We start from the raw sequence: 17,685 nt of genomic DNA on the forward strand, positions 1-17,685 counted from the left end.
GGAGTATGTGTCATGAGTCTTTTCTGGAGCGACGACGTGGATAACAACGGGAACGGCGGCTTGGGCTTGGGAGAAGACGACGATGACGATACGTTCTTCAGCCGCGCCCGCCCCGCCAGTTGGAAGTCTTCGTTTTCTGGCAGTACCAACCGGCAGAGAGCAAGTTCAAGGCGGACACTACAGGCAAAAAACGTCTCCAAGGCGCACCTCGGCGTAACGGGATTGCCAATGCACCGGCTGGTCGTGATGGCGGGGTCCCAGGAAACCACATGCCACTTGTCCGGCGGGTCGGGCTTGAAATCCTTGGACGACGGCCCGGCAGCCCGCACTTGGCCTCCGGCCAGAAATCCGGAAAGAAGGAGAGAAACAAGAACCGCTCGCCGTAAATGCATGGGAGAATTATGCTTGCGTGCCTGGCGACGGGCAAGGGCTGTGCGCGGAAATCGGGGGACACAATACGTATTCGCCGCCTGCTCAGCGCGGGTTCCGTCCCGCCTAGAAGAAATCAGTATGATTTGTGACGTCAGGCATCAGTCCTCTCCCTTAGAGAACTGTCCCTTTTTTTACTGTCTCATTCCAGGGGGCATTCCAGCAGTATCAACCAGATTTTCAAGGAAGCGGGACATCCCTATCCCTACACTCCCAGCCGCGATTTCCCGGCGGCGGCCGAAGGGGGCAGGATTCCCTTCCGCGAGGTCAAGCCCGACGAGCGCCGGCCCGGCGACGTGGTCGTCTACGACAAGGCCGGCCACATGGCCGTGTACGCCGGCAACGGAGACGTGTATTCTGCGCGTAGGGAGGGACGGCCGTTCGGCAGATTGCCTGCGGATGAATTCGGAGGCCGTCCCCGCTACTACCGATATCAGGAACATGATACGGATGGTTGATTCGTCGCCGCGGAATGCGTCAGGGTGGGGCTGTGCGGAGAGGCGGAAGGCGTTTCATCCGGTCACCGATCCGCTGATCGTCGTTGCGCACTGGGCAATCCGGAAGCATGTCCAGGAAGAGCATGACAATATATGCGCAACTTTACGATAGCAATTCCAGCGGCCCCGGCGCGAACTTCCAGGGCAATCGGGCGGGTGTTTCATCGCTGGTCAAGTCCGCCAAAGTATGTTACGTACGGGCCGGAATTCGCGTGCGGCCTTTATGTGCCGAAGCCTAAGCCATTCTGTAGCAACGAAACTTCGAATCGAGGAAACCGACCATGAGCGACGTCGCCGAGCGCGTTAAGAAGATCGTCATCGAGCACCTGGGCGTCGACGAGGCCAAGGTCGTCGAGAACGCCAACTTCATCGACGATCTGGGCGCCGACAGCCTGGATACCGTGGAGCTGGTCATGGCCTTCGAGGAAGAGTTCGGTTGCGAGATCCCGGACGACGCCGCCGAAAAGATCCTGACCATCAAGGATGCGATCGACTACATCAGCAAGCACGCTTCCTGATCGCGTTCCGGTCGCTGGGATGAATTGGGGGACGGCGGCCGGGCGGCTGCCGTCCCCCCTGCGTTAAGCCACCTGGAAAAGATGCGCGAGGTATCATGCGGAGAGTTGTGGTCACCGGTCTCGGTCTCGTGACGCCCCTTGGCTGCGGCGTCGAACCCACATGGAAGCGGGTGCTGGAATCCCAGTCGGGCATCAGGCCGATCGCCCATTTCGACGTTTCCGACATCCCGGCCAAGATCGCCGGCACGGTGGCCGAAGGACCGACGGCGGAAGGCCTGTTCCATGCTGACGACTGGGTGTCGCCCAAGGACCGGCGCCGCATGGACCGCTTCATCGTCTACGGCTTGGCCGCCGCCCAGCAGGCGGTCGAGGATTCGGGCTGGAAGCCCACGGTCGACGAGGACCAGTGGCGCTCCGGCGTGCTGATCGGCTCCGGCATCGGCGGCCTGCCCGAGATCGAGAAGGGGTCGCTGACCGTCAACACCGAGGGCGTGCGGCGCCTCAGCCCCTTCTTCATCCCGGCCAGCCTGATTAACCTGGTGTCGGGCCATGTTTCCATCAAGTACGGCTTCAAGGGCCCCAACCACGCGGTGGTGACCGCCTGTTCGACCGGCGCGCATGCCATCGGCGACGCGGCCCGCATGATTATGCTGGACGATGCCGACGTGATGGTGGCGGGGGGAGCGGAGGCCGCCTGCTGCCGGGTCGGCATGGCGGGATTCGCCCAGGCCCGCGCCCTCAGCACCAACTTCAACGATACGCCCAGCAAGGGCTCGCGCCCCTGGGACAAGGATCGCGACGGCTTCGTCATGGGCGAGGGCGCCGGGGTGGTGGTGCTGGAGGAATACGAGCACGCCAAGAAGCGTGGCGCCAAGATCTACGCCGAGGTGGTGGGCTACGGCATGTCGGGCGATGCCTATCACATCACCGCGCCTTCCGAGACCGGCGACGGCGCCTTCCGTTGCATGACCATGGCGCTCAAGCGCGCCGGCATGAAGCCGGAAGACATCGACTACATCAACGCCCACGGCACTTCGACCCCGTTGGGCGACGAAATCGAGTTGGGGGCCATCAAGCGCCTGTTCGGTGACCATGCCTACAAGCTTTCCATGTCCTCCACCAAGTCCTCCATCGGCCATCTGCTGGGGGCGGCGGGCGCGGTGGAAGCCATCTTCTCCATCCTCGCCATCCGCGACCAGGTGGCGCCGCCGACCCTCAACCTGGACAATCCTTCCGACGGCTGCGACATCGACCTGGTGCCCCATGTGGCGAAGAAGCGGACCATCCGGGCCGCCCTGTCCAATTCGTTCGGCTTCGGCGGCACCAACGCCTCGCTGATCGTCAAGGCGGTCTGATCCGGTGGTCGGCGAGCAGGGCGTCGGCGCCGGGCGGCTGGCGCTCCGGTTTCTGTTCGTTCTGCTGGTTCTGGCCCTGGCGGGACTGGCGGCGGTCGGCTGGGTCTATTCCCGCTTCATCGCGCCCGGGCCCCTGGACATGCCACGCGTCGTGGTGGTTCCCAAGGGGGCCGGCCTGATCGGCGTCGGCGAGACCTTGATGCGCCACGGAGTCATCGACAATGCCGATATCTTCAAGCTGGGTGTGCGGGCCCTCAAGCTCGGCCATCGCCTGAAGGCGGGCGAGTACCAGTTTCCCGCCCGCATCAGCCCCCGCGACGCGGCATGGATACTGGAATCCGGCAAGACCGTGGTGCGCCGCCTGACGGTGGCCGAAGGACTCACCACCCATCAGGTTCTCGGCCACGTCAACGCGGCGGAAGGCCTGGAAGGAGCCCTCGCAGTCTCGCCGGGGGAAGGGACTTTGCTGCCCGAGACCTACCATTTCTCCTACGGCGACGAACGGGCCGAGATCCTGCGCCGCATGAAGGACGCCATGGACAAGACTCTGGCCGAACTTTGGGCCAACCGGGCATCGGACCTGCCCTTCAAGACCCCGCAGGAGGCCCTGATCCTGGCATCCATCGTGGAAAAGGAAACTGGCCTGGCGGCGGAGCGTCCGCGCATCGCGGGCGTTTTCGTCAACCGGCTGCGGAAAGGCATGAAGCTGCAATCGGACCCCACGGTGATCTACGGTGTGAACAACGGAGCGGGGCCCATGGACCGGCAGATAAGCCGCGCCGACCTGAAGCAGCCGACGCCGTACAATACCTACGCGATCGATGGGCTGCCGCCGGGGCCGATCTGCAATCCGGGGCGCGACGCCATTGCCGCGGTGCTCCGGCCGTCGGCCACCGAGGAATTGTACTTCGTCGCCGACGGGACGGGCGGGCACGTCTTCGCTCGCAGCCTGGACGAGCACAACCGCAACGTGGCCCGCTGGCGCAAGATCGAGAAGGAGCGCCAGGAATGAGCGGCCTCTTGATCGTCGGTGTCGGCAACCGATTCCGCAGCGACGACGGAGCGGGGCCCCGGGTGGTCGACCTGCTGCTTGCCCAAGGAATCGAGGCGATGGAACTGGCGGGCGAGGGAGCGGAACTAATCGAATCCTGGGCGGGGGCGAGCGATGTGGTGGTTATCGATGCCGCCAAATCGGGGGCGAAGCCCGGCACGGTGTACCGCTTCGAGGCGGCGAGGAAGCCTCTGCCGGCGGGCTTCTTTCATTATTCCACCCATCAGTTCGGCGTTGCGGAAGCCATCGAGACGGCCCGTGCCTTGGGCCGTCTGCCCGCTTCCATGACCGTCTACGGCATCGAGGGCAGGTGCTTTTCCTTCGGCGAGGACCTTTCGCCGTCCGTCGCCGCCGCTTGCGAAGCCGTGGCGGCGGAAATCATTGCAGGCAGTCGCCGATAGCCCCGGCCAAGCCTTCCATCAGCTTCGGATAAAGACCGGGACCCGCTTCGAGAGCGGCGCCCAAAGGATCGAGCTGGCCCAGGCGGGCACCGGTGCCTTCCGCCAGGACCTCGCCCAGCTTGGGATCGAACTGGGGTTCCGAGAACAGGCAAGCAGCCTTCAGGGTCTTGATCTTGTCCCGCAGGGTGCTCAGGCGCTTGGCGCCCGGCTTGCGCTCCGGCGACACGGTCACGGAACCAACCGCCTTCAGTCCGTAGCGGGATTCCAGGTACTGGTACGCATCGTGGTAGACCACGAAGGGCCTTCCCGCCACCGGGGCCAGGCGGGTCTTGAGGGACTCGTCCAGGGCGCGCAAACGCTCGATGGCCTTGGTCCGGTTGGCCTCGTAGGCGAAGGCATTGGCCGGATCGGCCTGGGCGAGCCCGGCTGCGACGGCATCGGTCATGGCGATGGCGTTGGCCGGGTCCAGCCAGACATGGGGATCGAAGGCGGCATGGACGTGCTCGTGTTCGTCGCCATCCCAGGAGCCGCCTTCGCGGGCATCGAGGCGGCGGACGCCGGGCGCCTTGGCAAGGCGCACCACCCGGGCCTTGCCGGCCAGAGCCTTCAGCGGCTTGCGGAGAAAGCTCTCCAGGCTCTCGTCGATCAGGAAGACCAATTTCGCCTTGTCCAGGGACGAGGCATCCGACGGCTTTAGATTATAGGTGTGGGGCGACCCGCTGCCGCGCACCAGTTGGATTGGCATCCCGACGCCTTCCATCACCGCCGCGACCAGGGAATGCACCGGCGCGATGGACGCCACCACCGTCGGGACATCGCCCGCCCAGGCCTCGGGTCCGCAAAGGATCAGTGCCATCGTCAGGTATGCCCGTCGCCGCATGTTGCACCCTCCTTGAACCTATTATGTTATAACATATCATTTCGTGGACGGGATGCAAGTCGACGTTCGGCCTCCGGATGCGCTACCATGCCGGCAAGCCGATCACGGAAGGACCAAGCCATGGACCGTCGCAAGTTCCTACAGACCGCGGGCATCGGGGCTGCCACCGCCACCATTGCCGGGCCGGCGCTTGCCCAGGGCCAGCCCGAAATCAAGTGGCGCATGCCGTCCAGCTATCCCAAGAGCCTCGATACCCTGTTCGGCTCCGGGACCCTGGTGGCGCGCCGGGTAGCCGAATTGACGGACGGCAAGTTCCAGATCCGCCATTTCGCCGCCGGGGAACTGGTGCCCGGCCTTCAGGTCTTCGATGCCGTGAGGGACGGCACCGTGGAATGCGGCCAGTCGGTTTCCTACTATTACGTGGGCATGGACGAGACCTTCGCTTTCGAGACCGCGCTGCCATTCGGTCTCAACGCCCGCCAGCAGAACGCCTGGCTCTACCACGGCGGCGGGTTGGAGCTGCTGCGTGACTTCTACAAGGGCTACAACGTCATCAACTTCCCGGCCGGGAATACCGGTGCCCAGATGGGCGGCTGGTTCCGCAAGGAGATCAAGACGCCCGAGGACCTGAAAGGCCTCAAGATGCGCATCGCCGGCATGGCCGGGCGGGTGTTGCAGGAAATGGGCGCGGTGCCGCAGCAACTGGCCGGCCCCGATATCTATCCGGCCCTGGAAAAGGGAGCGCTGGATGCCGCCGAGTGGGTCGGCCCCTACGACGATGAGAAGCTGGGATTCCACAAGGTGGCGAAATACTACTACTACCCCGGATTCTGGGAGGGCGGGCCCACGGTGTCGCTCTACGTCAACCTGGACCAGTGGAACGCCCTGCCGAAGCTTTACCAATCCGCCTTCGAGGTCGCCTGCGCCGAGGCCAACCTCGACATGCAGGCCAAGTACGACGTCCTCAATATCGCCTCCCTCAAGCGCCTGGTAGGGGCGGGGGCGGAATTGCGTGCCTTCCCGCGTCCGGTAATGCAGCAGGCCCAGGCCATCGCCTTCCGGCTGTATGACGAGATCGCCGCCCGCAATCCCCGGTTTGCCAAGGTCTACGGGCCCTGGCGGGCCTTCCGCGACGACGTGCATCTCTGGTTCAAGGCCGCCGAATTCAACTTCGACGACTTCGTATTGCGCAATCCCGTCAGGAAATAGTTCAACCACTTGATTACGGGCGGTGGGCGATCATGTAAAATAGGGGGTGTTCTTTTTCGGAACTTGACCAACAGGGAGAAAGGGATACCTCGATGAAACGTCGCGAATTCCTGAAGACGGCGGGGCTTGGCGTGGCGGCTTCGGCCGTGGCGGCTCCGGCCATCGCCCAGAGCATGCCCGAGGTCAAATGGCGTTGCGCCTCCAGCTTCCCCAAGAGCCTGGATACGATCTACGGCGGGGCCGACACCATCTCCAAGCGGGTGGCGGCCGCCACCGACGGCAAGTTCCAGATCCGCCTGTTCGCGGCGGGCGAGATCGTGCCCGGCCTGCAGGTGCTGGATGCCGTGCAGAACGGCACCGTGGAATGCGGCCACAGCGCCAGCTACTACTACTTCGGCAAGGACCCGACATTCGCCTTCGATGCCGCGGTGCCCTTCGGCCTGAACGCCCGCCAGCACAATGCCTGGTTCATCCATGGCGGCGGGATGGAGCTGCTGCGCGAGTTCTTCAAGGCCTACAACATCGTCAACTTCCCGGCGGGCAACACCGGCACCCAGATGGGCGGCTGGTTCCGCAAGGAAATCAAGGCGGTGGATGACCTCAAGGGGCTCAAGATGCGGATCGGCGGCTTTGCCGGCAAGGTGCTGGAACGCCTGGGGCTGGTACCCCAGCAGTTGGCAGGCGGCGACATTTATCCAGCCCTGGAAAAGGGCACCATCGACGCCGCCGAGTGGGTCGGCCCCTACGACGACGAGAAGCTCGCCTTCTACAAGGTGGCCAAATACTACTACTACCCCGGCTGGTGGGAAGGCAGCACGACCTTGTCCTTCTACGCCAACGAGGCGGCCTTCAATGCCTTGCCCAAGGCCTACCAGGCGATCCTGGAATCCGCCTGTGCGGAAGCCAACCAGGACATGCAGGCGCGCTACGACGTGCAGAACCCGCAGGCGGTGAAGCGCCTGATCGCGGCCGGCACGCAGTTCCGGCCCTTCTCCAAGGAGATCATGACGGCGGCCTACAACATGACCCAGGAGGTCTATGCCGAGACATCCAAGGCCAATCCGAAGTTCGCCAAGGTTTACGAGCAGTGGAAAGGCTTCCTGGACGAAGAGCGCCAGTGGTGGCGGGTGGCCGAGTCCACCTACGACCAGTTCACCCTCTACGGGCTGCCGAAGAAGTAGCTTCCTCGATCCGGAAGGGCCGCCGCGGGTTTCCCTGCGGCGGCCTTTTCGTTGTGCCGGCCGGTATTACTTGGCGGGAGAGGAAGGGGGCTCGGAAGCGAAGGGCTCGACCGGTCCATAGTCCTCGTGGGGGACTTCGATGCGGATCTGGCTGGGATCGACCCTGCGGTCGCCGTCCAGCCCGCCGGTCACCAGGTCGGGGAAGGCGATCACGATCACCACCATGATGACCTGGATGACGACGAAGGGTACCGCGCCCCAATAGATATCCCCCGTGGTGACCTTGGGCATCAGGCGGCCGGTCACCTTGTCCAGGTAGTCGCTGCGCGGTGCCACGCTTCGCAGGTAGAATAGGGCGAAGCCGAAGGGGGGGTGCAGGAACGACGTCTGCAGGTTGACGCCCAGCAGGACGCCGAACCAGATCAGGTCGATTCCCAGCTTCTCGGCCACCGGCCCCAGCAAGGGCACCAGGATGAAGGCCAACTCGAAGAAGTCGAGGAAGAAGGCCAGGATGAACATCAAGGCGTTGACGAAAACGAGGAAGCCGAGCGGACCGCCGGGCAGGGCGGTCAGCAGATGCTCGACCCACAGATCGCCGTCGACGCCGCGGAACACCAGGGTGAAGACCGTGGACCCCACCAGGATGAAGATGACGAAGGTCGACAGCTTGGCCGTGGCGTCCAGGGCTTGGCGCAACAGGGACAAGTTGAGCTTCCGCTTGGCCAGCGCCAGGATCAGCGCGCCGGTGGCGCCCATGGCGCCGCCCTCGGTCGGGGTGGCGACGCCGATGAAGATGGTGCCCAGTACCAGGAAGATCAGAACCAGGGGTGGCATCAGCGAAAACACCACCCGGGCCAGCAGCTTCATCCCGTGCAAGCTGCGGGCCTCGCGCGGCAGGGCGGGGGCGGCGTTCGGCCGCACCAGGCTGATGATCAGGACATAGCCGGCATAGAGACCGGCCAGGGTCAGGCCGGGAATCATGGCCCCCTTGTACATGTCGCCGACCGACTTGCCCAACTGGTCGGCCATGATGATGAGCACCAGGCTGGGCGGTATGATCTGGGCCAGCGTGCCCGATGCGGCGATCACCCCGGTGGCCAATCGGCGGTCGTAGCCGTAGCGGAGCATGATGGGCAGGGAGATCAGGCCCATGGAAATCACCGAGGCGGCGACCACACCCGTGGTGGCGGCCAGAAGGGCGCCGACGAAGACCGCGGCGAAGGCCAGGCCGCCGCGCACTGGGCCGAACAACTGCCCCACGGTGTCCAGCAAGTCTTCGGCCATGCCGCTGCGTTCCAGGATCAGGCCCATGAAGGTGAAGAACGGAATGGCCAGCAGGGTGTCGTTGCGCATGATGCCGAACACCCGCTGCGGCAGAGCCTGGAGCAGTTCCGGCTTGAACAGGCCCAACTCGATGCCCAAGACGGCGAAGCCGATGCCGATGGCCGAAAGGGCGAAAGCCACCGGATAGCCGAGCAGCAGAAACACCACCAAGGAGGAGAACATCAAGGGAGCCATGTTGGCGACGATCAGGTCCACCACCGGCTCATTCCTTCTCGGCCAGCAGGTTGCCGTGGCCGCCCTGGGTGCCCGGATCGGGCAGGCGGCCGGCCAGGATGGCGACTTTCTTGATCAATTCCGACAGGCCCTGCAGGAGAAGCAGGGAAAATCCGACCGGAATCAGCAGCTTCACCGGCCAGCGCACCAAGCCGCCGGCATCGCCCGACATTTCCGCCCCGGTGAAGGATTCCGTGAACATGGGCCAGGACAGCACGGCGATGATGGCCGCCATGGGGAAGAGAAACAGCAAGGTGCCCACCACGTCGATCCAGAGCTGGACCCGGCGGGGAAAGCGCCCGGCCACCACGTCGATGCGGATATGCTCGTTACGCAGCAGGGTATAGCCGGCACAAAGCAGGTAGACGGCGGCGAACAGGTACCACTGCACTTCCAGCCATGCATTGGAACTCATGTTCAGGGAATAGCGGATGGTGGCGTTGCCGGCGCTGATCAGAACCATGACCAACACGAGCCAGTAGGCTCCATGGCCGACCCGTTCGTTCAGAATATCGATCCAGCGGCTGACGGCGAGCAACGCTTTCACGAACCGGTCTCCATTCCTCCGCGAGCCTCGTCCTCAGAGGGACGGCGAATCGGGGCCCAGCAGGCGCCAGCCCTCGGGCGTCAGATGCTCGACGGGCCGGAAACGACTTTTATACGACATCTTGCGGCAGTCCTTGATCCAGAATCCCAGATAGACGTACGGCAGGCCAATGGATCGCGCCTGTTCCACCAGCCAAAGAATCATGTAGCTGCCCAGACTGTGCCGATCCAGGGCCGGATCGGGATCGAAGAAGCTGTAGACGGCGGAAAGGCCGTCTTCGAGAAGGTCGGTCAGGCAGGCGGCGATCAGGCGGCCGTCGGCATCGCGGAATTCGGCGACCCGGGTGTTGATCGGGGTGTCCTCGATCAGGGCCCGGTAGTCGGCCATGTCCATGCGGTTCATGTCACCGTCGCCGTGGCGGGTCTTCTGGTAGCTGGCGAACAGGGAAAACTGTTCGTCGGTGGCGGTCGCCGACATGAAGGCCGCCGTCACGTCCGCGTTGGCGTTGTGCACGCGCCGCCACGTCCGGGACATGGCGAACCGGTCCGCCACGATCCGCACCGGAATGCAGGCAGAACAACCAGGACAGGCGGGGACATAGGCCACCCCATGGCTGCGGCGGAATCCGGCAAGGGAGAGAAGATCGTGGAACCGCCCCGCTTCGCGCCCGGTCAACTCGGTGACCACCCGACGTTCGAGACGGTCGGGAAAATAGGGGCAGGGCAGGGGCGTCGTAACGAAAAAGAACCGAGTGCGCTGGAGCGGTTCGTGCTTCATGAATCCTATCTTGGCTCAGCGGCCCGCCGGTTTCAACGGAATGATGATCTGCTGGGTCGCGCCGCCCGCTCCGGAGTTGGAATCACCGGGAGAGAATGTGGCCGGCGGAAGGGCGGGGGCCGGCGGCTGGGGAAGGGGTGTCGAAGGCGGCGGCTGCGCCACGCCTCCCGTGGCTTCGCGGGCCTTTTGCAGGCCAGGCAGGACCTCGGGCTTCGGTTTTGCGGCAGCCCCTTGGGGGCCGGACCCTCGCATCAGTACGATGGACAAGCGCCGATTGCTGGGATGGCCAGGGTCTTCCGGACGCAGGGGATCGGACTCGGCCTTGCCGACCACCCGGCTCAGACGATCGTCCCCGATCCCCAGGTGAACCAGGTAGCGGCGGGCGGCATTGGCGCGGTCTGCCGAAAGCTCCCAGTTCGTATAGGCCGCGTCGGGGGCGTACTTCGTAGCGTCGGTATGGCCGGAAACGGCGATCTTTTGCGGCATGGCCTGGATCACCTTGGCGACCAGTTCAAGTACTTTCTTGGTGTGCAGATACAGTTCGGCGCCGCCACGAGGGAACATGGCCAAGCCTTCCTGATCGACGATCTGGATGCGCAGGCCCTCGGCGGTATTGTCGATCAGCAGGCTTTTGGCGAGTTGTTTGAGATTGGGCTGGCTGTCGATGGCGTCCCGTAGTGTCTTTTCGGCGTCCTGGAACTGCTCCTCCTCCTTCTTCTTCAGGATCTCCTCGGCCTGTTCCTTGGAGACGTTCTCAGGAGCTTGGTCGGTCTGTTCCGAAGAGCCTTGGCCGGCCTTCGGCGGGGGCAGATCCATGGTCACCTTGGGGCGCGAGGCGACGGTTTCCAATGCACCCTGTTCGCCGGCCACCTTGCCGCCGCCGATATCGCCGCTGCCGCTTTGGGATTTTGAGGGCGCCACCGGGGCAAAGTAGTTGGAGATGCCTTCCAGCTGTTCCTGGGTAACCGCGTTCAGCAGCCACAACAGCAGGAAGAAGGCCATCATGGCGGTGACGAAGTCGGCGTAGGCGATTTTCCAGGCACCACCATGGGCGGCCCCGTGGCCGCCCTTCTTCTTCTTGATGATGATCGTCGCGCCGCCGCCGCCGCCCTTATCCGCCATCAGGCCCTCGCCGTCACGACGCCGCAGGCAGGCTGGAGACCATCTCCTCGACCTCGGCGAAGGTCGGACGTACGTTCGAACTCAGGGTCTTGCGCGCGAATTCCACCGAGACCTGCGGCGCATAGCCCTGCATATGGGCGATCACCGCCGCCTTGATGCATTTCATGTAGTGGTGGTCGGCGTTGAACACGGCTTCCAGGTTGCGCCCGATGGGAGCCACGAATCCGTACGAGATCAGGATGCCGCTGAAAGTTCCGACCAGGGCGCCGCCGATCAAGTGGCCCAGCACTTCCGGGGGTTCGGTGATCGAGCCCATGGTATGGATGACGCCCAGCACGGCGGCAACGATACCCAGCGCGGGAAAGGCATCGGCAAGAGTCAGGACGGCGGCTCCAACGTCGCTGAGTTCCTTGTGGTGTATCTCCAGTTCCTCGTCCATGATCGCCTCGACCTCGTGGGGATTGTTCGTCCCCAGCGTCAGCAGGCGAAGATAGTCGCAAAGGAATTCCACCGAGTGATGGTCGGAGGAAAACTTCGGGTAGTTGCTGAACAGCGGACTCTCATCCGGCTTTTCCACATGGCTTTCCAGCGCCAGATCGCCCTTGGTCTTGGCCAGCTTGAACACCGCATAGAGGACCCCCAGCAGCTCCAGGTAGGCGTCCTTCTTGTACTTCGGTCCGCCGAGAACCTTGGAGAAGTTCTTGGCGATGCCGCTGAGTACTGTCGCCGGATTGCCGATGATCGTGGCGCCGATGCCGGCACCGAAGATGATGAGGAATTCGAAGGGCTGCCAAAGCACGGAAAGATGGCCACCGGAAGCCATATAGCCGCCGATCACGCTGCCAATAACCACCAACGCGCCAATAATGAAAAACATCCGGTACTCCCGAAGAGTCCTGCCCCAGCCTTTTGCTATCCGCCGGCTTCCGGTTCTTCCACTCCGCCTGGCGGCGCGGTATAAGGCCCTACTGCCTGCGGCATCCTACCCGGTGCCCTTGGCCGAAAGAAGACGACGAAAACCGATACCCATTGCCCGATCGGTTCACACTTCCCTATCTAATTCAATTACCGCCGTCATTCCAGGGATTCTCGACATGAGCATCGATGCCAAGGCATTTAGGCAGGCACTCGGACAGTTCGCTACAGGAATTGCCGTCGTTACGGGGCGGGATCGCGAGGGGCGGCCGATTGGCGTGACCGTCAATGCCTTTTCTTCGGTTTCTCTCGATCCGCCGCTGGTCTTGTTCTGCCTGGGGCGGGAGTCCGCAAGCCATCCGGCCCTCGTCGAGGGCGAACGATTCGCGGTCAATGTCCTGGCCAGAGACCAGCAAGGCCTGTCCGACCGGTTCGCCGGCAAGGCCGCGGACAAGTTCCTGGGATTGGACGTCGATGGGGGCTTGGGCGAGGTCCCGCTCTTGCGCGGTTGCCTGGCCCGGATCGAATGCCGTCGCGAGGCCACGCATCCCGGCGGCGATCACGACATTCTGGTCGGCCGGGTGGAACGGTTGGCGGTGAACGAGGGCGCCGGGGAGCCCCTCTTGTACTTCCGCGGAGACTACCGCCATCTTGGTCCAACACTCTGAACGACCGACGATTCCGCTGATCCGGGCCGTCCTGGCGCAGGCGGCCGGAGCGGCGGTTGCGTTCGGTGCGACGGCAATCCTGGGGATCGACGGTCCGTTGGCCGCCATCCTGGCGGGGCAGGGAGCGGTCGCGGCGCTCATCGGTACCCGGATCGGTTTGGCGCGGTGGTGGATTCCCCTCAATCTATCGCTGCCGCCGTTGATCCCTCTGGTTCAGTCCTTGGACCTGCCGCCCTGGCTGTTCGCCGGCGCCTTCGTGGGATTGCTGCTGGTCAACGGGAACAGCGTCGGCGAGCGGGTTCCCCTCTACCTGACCAACCGCCGGACCTGGGCAGCCCTTGCGGGCATTTTGCCCGACCATGCCGGCTTTTCGGTTCTCGACCTGGGCAGCGGTTTAGGCGGCACACTTCTTGATCTGGCCTCCCGGCGGCCCGGCGGGCACTACGTCGGCATCGAATCGGCGCCGGTTCCCTTCGGCTTGGCACACCTCCGCCGATGGCTCGCCGGGCGGCGCGATGTCGAGTTGCGCTGGGGGGATTTCTGGGGCGAGGATCTGTCGCGCTACGATCTGGTCTATTGCTTCCTGTCGCCGGAACCCATGCCTCGCCTGTTCGCCAAGGCCAAGGCGGAAATGCGGCCGGGCAGCCTTCTGGTCAGCAATTCCTTCGAGGTCCCCGGCCATCCCGCCGACCGCATCGTCGAGGTCGAAGACCGTCGGCGGACCCGGCTTCACATCTGGCGGATGTGATCGAAATCAACCGGCGATAGCCATAATGAAATCCTAATCTTTCTGGATTAGGAATCCGGCGCTAAATCTGCTAGTGAGAAAAAAACCGTTCGAGAGGGAGAGTGGCATGGGTGAACAGGACAACGGCTGCAGCGAGGAGCTCCTCGGAATTCTGGCGAGCGGCGACTATGGCAAGATCCGGGACGGTCAGGTCCAGGTTCCCGCCTCGATCCGCAAACTGGCGGAAGGCTTGGAGCGGCATGATCGCGACACGCTGAAGGGCAACGTTCAGGTTTCCATCGAATGCGGCGAGGCGATGATCTCCATCGCCGAGATGACCCGTGCGGTGGCGGAGGTCAACAACCGCGCCCAAGCCATCGCCGCCGCCGCCGAAGAAATGGTTGCCTCGGTCAAGGACATCGCCACTACATCGGATGCCGCTGCCCATGATGCCAACGGCGTCGAGGTCAGTGCCCGTCAGGGCATGCAGGCGGCCGAAAAGGCGGTTTCCACCATGCGCAACATCGCCCGCGCCGTCGAAGATGCCGCAGCCAAGGTCAATAGTTTGGCCGAGGCTTCGGCGCAGATCGGCGAAATCGTCGATTCCATCGAGGCCATCGCCAAGCAGACCAACCTTCTAGCCCTGAACGCCACCATCGAGGCGGCCCGGGCCGGCGAGGCCGGCAAAGGCTTTGCCGTGGTTGCGGGCGAGGTCAAGAATCTGGCCAACCAGACCGCCAAGGCCACCGACGACATCCGCAACCGCATCGAACGCCTGCGCACCGAGATGGCGACCATCGTCAAATCCATGGAACAGGGCGCCAAAGCCGTGGCGGAGGGCGAGGAGGTCATCGTCGCCACCGGAGACGGCATGCGCGCCATCGGCAACCAGATCACCGGCGTGACGTCGAAGATGCAGGACATCGCGTCCATCCTGTCGCAGCAAAGCGAGGCCTCCTCGGAGGTGGCCCAGGGCGTGTCGATGATCGCCGACATGGCGAACCACAACGCCAACGAGATCGTCCACGTGGCCGACGCGATGGATAAGGCCAGCAGCGTCATCGCCGAGCGCGTCAATGCCGTGGTCCAACGCGACATCCTCTACAAGGTGGTCCACGTGGCCAAGGCCGATCACGTCACCTTCAAGAAGAACATCATGGACGTGGTCATCGGCCGCAAGTCGTTGAGAGCCGACGACGTGGCCGATCACCACGGCTGTCGCCTGGGCAAGTGGTATTATTCGGTTACCGACTCCCGCATCAAGGACCAATCCGCCTTCCGCCGCATGGAGGACCCGCATGATCGCGTCCACCGCTATGGCAAGGAAGTTCTGCGGGCGATGGCCAAGGGCGACATGGACAAGGCCGTCGCGGATGTGGGGAAGATGAACAGCGCTTCCCACGAAGTCCTTGAATTGCTCGACGAACTGGCCAGAAGCCTGAACGCTTAAGGGGTCAGGGTCAGGCGCCCCTGGCCGTTACGTTCCAGGTCGCCCCAAGTCAATCCAAGGCGCAGGTAGCGGCCATCCCGCCATTCCGGCAGAAGATCGTCGAAATGGCGGGACAGCGGGTTTCCCGACTGGCCGGTGGCGATCATGAATCGTGCCCGGTCGAGATCGGCGAGATCGTAGATGGCTCTCAGTCCCGCGCCATGGACATGGTCGAAGGGGCGGGATTCCGTGGCGATGCGGCTGGTGCCGCGGTTGACCGTGTCGTCGCCTCCGTCGGTGGGTGTCTCCAACCTTCCAATTCCATAGGCGGCCAGAAGGGGATGGTGGAAGCGCGCCATGTGGGCGGCCCCCCAGCGCCATTGTGGATAGCCCCCGCCGTGGTGCCGGCCCAGGTTGTCCAGGGCCGTTCGCAAGGCCAGTTCCAGTCGGGATGGGCAGTCCTCGCGGATTTCCGCCGTTGTGACGTCGTCGCACCATTCATGGTGTCCGTTGAGCACCTCCGCCACGAACCCGGGACGCAGGCTCCAGACGTCGGGGAACAATTCCCCCGTCTCGTCAGCGTAGAGGGCGCGGTTCAGTTCTCTCAGCCAGGCGACGAAAATCAGGGGTTCAGGGCGGCGGGACGTCATTTCGCCGTTCCAATGGGCCAACAGCTTAACCACCTGCTGCTCGCGCGTTTCCGAAGGCCTGAAGGCGGTCATCAGCGGCAGAAGCTCCTGGGACATCGAAGAAAGGTGGTCGCGCTGCTGAGCCGACAGGGTATCGACGGAATGGGAGGGGCTGGCGTCCAGCATCTGGTGGATGCGCCGGGCTCGATAGCCAGGCGCCCAATCGTCGGAGATGAATGGCTCGTAACCTTCCGGTACGATCTTCTGGTTGGCGGCCACCAAGCGCCCGTCGGGGGGATTGACCGACTGGGGCAGATCGCGGAAGGGAATGAACCCCGTCCAGTCGGCCTCTCCGGTCCAGCCGGGTTGGGGCGTCCAGCCGCGGTCGCCACGCCGGACCGGGATCTTGCCCGTTACCTGCTGGGCGATTCCTTTGGTATCCGCATAGACGACCGTCAGCGGCGGTGCGTGGAAATCGGCCAAGTTGGCGCGGAAGGACTCCCAATCGCCCGCCTTGACGAAACCGTGCAAGGCTTGTGGCGTCAAATCGCCGTCGCGCAGCCAAGTCGCGGACAGGGACAGCAGGCTTCCCTGCCCGACGGCTTGGCGGGCCTTGTCCAGAATGTCCGATATCACCGGTCCGTGCCGGGTCTGGCGAACCTCCAGAACCGAGTCGGCGCTTCCCCGCACCTTGATGATTTCGCTACGCGTGACGAAAGGTTGGGGGCCGTCGGGGGTCAGGTAGCGGGTCTGGTCGGCAGGGTCCACCTGCTCGACAAACAAGTCGGAAACATCCGCCTCCGTGGAGGCGAATCCCCAGGCGGCCTTGCCGTTATGGCCCAGAATCAGGAAAGGAACTCCTGGAATGGTAGCTCCTGTCGCCGATAGGTCGGGAGCTTCCATCCTCGCCAAGTACCAGGGAATCGGGGCCTCGAAGCCCAAATGGGGATCGTTGGCCAGGAGCGGCTTGCCGGTGACGCTGTGGGCGCTGTCCAGGGCCCAGGCGTTGGAGGCTCCGCGTGGGGAAATCCTCCATTCCTTGGGCAGGGCTTCCGCCAGAGCCTCGTAAGGGAGGGCGGAAGCGGTGGTGCGGTGGTCCCGGGGCGGCCGCCCCCAGAGAAGGTCGATGGCCTCCGCAGGCAAGCGCTTGGCCAAGCGGGAACGTAGGATCTCGTCCTGCCAGTTGCGGCCCAGCTTCAAGGCCATGAGCTTGCCCCAGACCAAGCTGTCGGCAGGGCGCCAAGGCTCCGGCGACAGGCCCAGCAGCAAGAACTCCAGGGGCAGGGCGCCTTCATGCCCTTTGAGGTAGGCGTTGACCCCGGCCGCATAGACTTCCAGTACCCGGCGCGTCTCGGGGAACAGGCGTTCGATCTGCCGTTCGGCCAGGGCGTAGAGTCCCAGGGTGCGCATCAGGCGGTCGGTGTCCAGCGTTCGCTCGCCCAAGACCTCGGATAGGCGACCGGCACCGGTGCGCCGCATGGACTCCATCTGCCAGAGGCGATCCTGGGCGTGGGCGAACCCCAAGGCGAAATAGGCGTCGTCCGCCGACTTGGCGTTTATATGGGGGACGCCGTGGCCGTCACGGTAGATATCGACCGGCGCCACGAGTCCGGATTCGGCGCCGATCGTCACGTTGCCCGAAAGCGAGGGCAGGGACGAACGCAGAAAAATAAACGCAGCCAATCCCGCAGCCAGCATGACACAGGCCGCGCCAGCCGCACCCCATCCGAGTATCCGTCCAAGACCAAGTGGCATGTGACCAGTCTCTTCAGGGAACTACAGGTGTCTTCTTG

General features: G+C 64.0%; 17 protein-coding genes. 9 read left to right on the top strand and 8 right to left on the bottom strand.

The features are described 5' to 3' along the window. Positions 1 to 392: hypothetical protein (locus H7841_12235; GenBank protein ID MEO5337646.1), on the bottom strand; the 392-nt coding region annotated here is incomplete at its 3' end. Between the two features lie 815 nt (positions 393 to 1,207). Here H7841_12235 and H7841_12240 point away from each other — a divergent pair. The 4 genes from H7841_12240 (at position 1,208) to H7841_12255 (ending at position 4,251) form a co-directional block, all read left to right on the top strand. Continuing rightward, on the top strand, positions 1,208 to 1,444 hold the full coding sequence (locus tag H7841_12240) for an acyl carrier protein (protein ID MEO5337647.1): 237 nt from the start codon (positions 1,208 to 1,210) through the stop codon (positions 1,442 to 1,444). A gap of 95 nt (positions 1,445 to 1,539) precedes the next feature. Beyond that, positions 1,540 to 2,799, top strand: a complete 1,260-nt coding sequence (gene fabF, locus H7841_12245) for a beta-ketoacyl-ACP synthase II (protein MEO5337648.1) — start codon at positions 1,540 to 1,542, stop codon at positions 2,797 to 2,799. Between the two features lie 4 nt (positions 2,800 to 2,803). Next, entirely contained in the window at positions 2,804 to 3,811 is a 1,008-nt protein-coding gene (gene mltG, locus H7841_12250; protein MEO5337649.1) for an endolytic transglycosylase MltG, read from the top strand. Next, a complete protein-coding gene (locus H7841_12255; GenBank protein ID MEO5337650.1) occupies positions 3,808 to 4,251 on the top strand; it encodes a hydrogenase maturation protease in 444 nt (147 codons plus the stop codon). The genes mltG and H7841_12255 overlap by 4 nt, the downstream gene beginning before the upstream one ends. On the opposite strand, the gene H7841_12260 is transcribed toward H7841_12255, so the two are convergent. Next, positions 4,229 to 5,131: a zinc ABC transporter substrate-binding protein gene (locus H7841_12260; protein ID MEO5337651.1), complete on the bottom strand. Its 903-nt coding sequence runs from the start codon at positions 5,129 to 5,131 to the stop codon at positions 4,229 to 4,231. The two genes, H7841_12255 and H7841_12260, sit on opposite strands and share 23 nt — an antisense overlap. Positions 5,132 to 5,251: 120 nt before the next feature. Between H7841_12260 and H7841_12265 the strand changes: the two genes are divergently transcribed. Both H7841_12265 and H7841_12270 read left to right on the top strand, forming a co-directional pair. Then, positions 5,252 to 6,340, top strand: a complete 1,089-nt coding sequence (locus tag H7841_12265; protein MEO5337652.1) for a TRAP transporter substrate-binding protein — start codon at positions 5,252 to 5,254, stop codon at positions 6,338 to 6,340. A gap of 92 nt (positions 6,341 to 6,432) precedes the next feature. After that, positions 6,433 to 7,521, top strand: a complete 1,089-nt coding sequence (locus H7841_12270; GenBank protein MEO5337653.1) for a TRAP transporter substrate-binding protein — start codon at positions 6,433 to 6,435, stop codon at positions 7,519 to 7,521. 66 nt (positions 7,522 to 7,587) lie between these two features. On the opposite strand, the gene H7841_12275 is transcribed toward H7841_12270, so the two are convergent. Genes H7841_12275 through motA form a run of 5 tightly spaced genes read right to left on the bottom strand, consistent with a single transcriptional unit; the run spans position 7,588 to position 12,401 of the window. Beyond that, complete coding sequence (locus H7841_12275) at positions 7,588 to 9,063, bottom strand: TRAP transporter large permease subunit (protein MEO5337654.1); 1,476 nt, start codon at positions 9,061 to 9,063, stop codon at positions 7,588 to 7,590. Positions 9,064 to 9,067: 4 nt separating this feature from the next. Next, positions 9,068 to 9,625, bottom strand: a complete 558-nt coding sequence (locus tag H7841_12280) for a TRAP transporter small permease subunit (protein ID MEO5337655.1) — start codon at positions 9,623 to 9,625, stop codon at positions 9,068 to 9,070. Positions 9,626 to 9,658: 33 nt separating this feature from the next. Further along, a complete protein-coding gene (locus tag H7841_12285) occupies positions 9,659 to 10,402 on the bottom strand; it encodes an arginyltransferase (protein ID MEO5337656.1) in 744 nt (247 codons plus the stop codon). 15 nt (positions 10,403 to 10,417) lie between these two features. Then, a complete protein-coding gene (gene motB / locus H7841_12290; protein ID MEO5337657.1) occupies positions 10,418 to 11,524 on the bottom strand; it encodes a flagellar motor protein MotB in 1,107 nt (368 codons plus the stop codon). Positions 11,525 to 11,537: 13 nt separating this feature from the next. Further along, complete coding sequence (gene motA, locus H7841_12295; GenBank protein ID MEO5337658.1) at positions 11,538 to 12,401, bottom strand: flagellar motor stator protein MotA; 864 nt, start codon at positions 12,399 to 12,401, stop codon at positions 11,538 to 11,540. A 217-nt stretch (positions 12,402 to 12,618) separates the two neighbouring features. Between motA and H7841_12300 the strand changes: the two genes are divergently transcribed. The 3 genes from H7841_12300 (at position 12,619) to H7841_12310 (ending at position 15,284) form a co-directional block, all read left to right on the top strand. Beyond that, complete coding sequence (locus H7841_12300) at positions 12,619 to 13,107, top strand: flavin reductase family protein (protein ID MEO5337659.1); 489 nt, start codon at positions 12,619 to 12,621, stop codon at positions 13,105 to 13,107. Continuing rightward, positions 13,091 to 13,855, top strand: a complete 765-nt coding sequence (locus H7841_12305; protein ID MEO5337660.1) for a hypothetical protein — start codon at positions 13,091 to 13,093, stop codon at positions 13,853 to 13,855. The genes H7841_12300 and H7841_12305 overlap by 17 nt, the downstream gene beginning before the upstream one ends. A 106-nt stretch (positions 13,856 to 13,961) precedes the next feature. Continuing rightward, the gene (locus H7841_12310) at positions 13,962 to 15,284 is read left to right on the top strand and encodes a methyl-accepting chemotaxis protein (protein MEO5337661.1); all 1,323 of its coding nucleotides are present in this window, start codon (positions 13,962 to 13,964) and stop codon (positions 15,282 to 15,284) included. Here the strand turns inward: H7841_12310 and H7841_12315 are convergent. Next, positions 15,281 to 17,647, bottom strand: coding sequence for a penicillin acylase family protein (locus tag H7841_12315; protein ID MEO5337662.1), 2,367 nt, complete (start codon positions 17,645 to 17,647; stop codon positions 15,281 to 15,283). The two genes, H7841_12310 and H7841_12315, sit on opposite strands and share 4 nt — an antisense overlap. Between the last annotated feature and the right edge of the window lie 38 nt (positions 17,648 to 17,685).

This window comes from Magnetospirillum sp. WYHS-4, assembly GCA_039908345.1.
Lineage (GTDB): Bacteria > Pseudomonadota > Alphaproteobacteria > Rhodospirillales > GLO-3 > JAMOBD01.

Excerpts from the sequence above, each read along its gene's own strand:
- H7841_12240 (MEO5337647.1), top strand. The coding sequence starts at position 1,208 with ATGAGCGACGTCGCCGAGCGCGTTAAGAAGATCGTCATCGAGCACCTG.
- fabF (MEO5337648.1), top strand. The coding sequence starts at position 1,540 with ATGCGGAGAGTTGTGGTCACCGGTCTCGGTCTCGTGACGCCCCTTGGC.
- H7841_12255 (MEO5337650.1), top strand. The coding sequence starts at position 3,808 with ATGAGCGGCCTCTTGATCGTCGGTGTCGGCAACCGATTCCGCAGCGAC.
- H7841_12260 (MEO5337651.1), bottom strand. The coding sequence starts at position 5,131 with ATGCGGCGACGGGCATACCTGACGATGGCACTGATCCTTTGCGGACCC.
- H7841_12265 (MEO5337652.1), top strand. The coding sequence starts at position 5,252 with ATGGACCGTCGCAAGTTCCTACAGACCGCGGGCATCGGGGCTGCCACC.
- H7841_12270 (MEO5337653.1), top strand. The coding sequence starts at position 6,433 with ATGAAACGTCGCGAATTCCTGAAGACGGCGGGGCTTGGCGTGGCGGCT.
- H7841_12285 (MEO5337656.1), bottom strand. The coding sequence starts at position 10,402 with ATGAAGCACGAACCGCTCCAGCGCACTCGGTTCTTTTTCGTTACGACG.
- motB (MEO5337657.1), bottom strand. The coding sequence starts at position 11,524 with ATGGCGGATAAGGGCGGCGGCGGCGGCGCGACGATCATCATCAAGAAG.
- motA (MEO5337658.1), bottom strand. The coding sequence starts at position 12,401 with ATGTTTTTCATTATTGGCGCGTTGGTGGTTATTGGCAGCGTGATCGGC.
- H7841_12300 (MEO5337659.1), top strand. The coding sequence starts at position 12,619 with ATGAGCATCGATGCCAAGGCATTTAGGCAGGCACTCGGACAGTTCGCT.
- H7841_12310 (MEO5337661.1), top strand. The coding sequence starts at position 13,962 with ATGGGTGAACAGGACAACGGCTGCAGCGAGGAGCTCCTCGGAATTCTG.
- H7841_12315 (MEO5337662.1), bottom strand. The coding sequence starts at position 17,647 with ATGCCACTTGGTCTTGGACGGATACTCGGATGGGGTGCGGCTGGCGCG.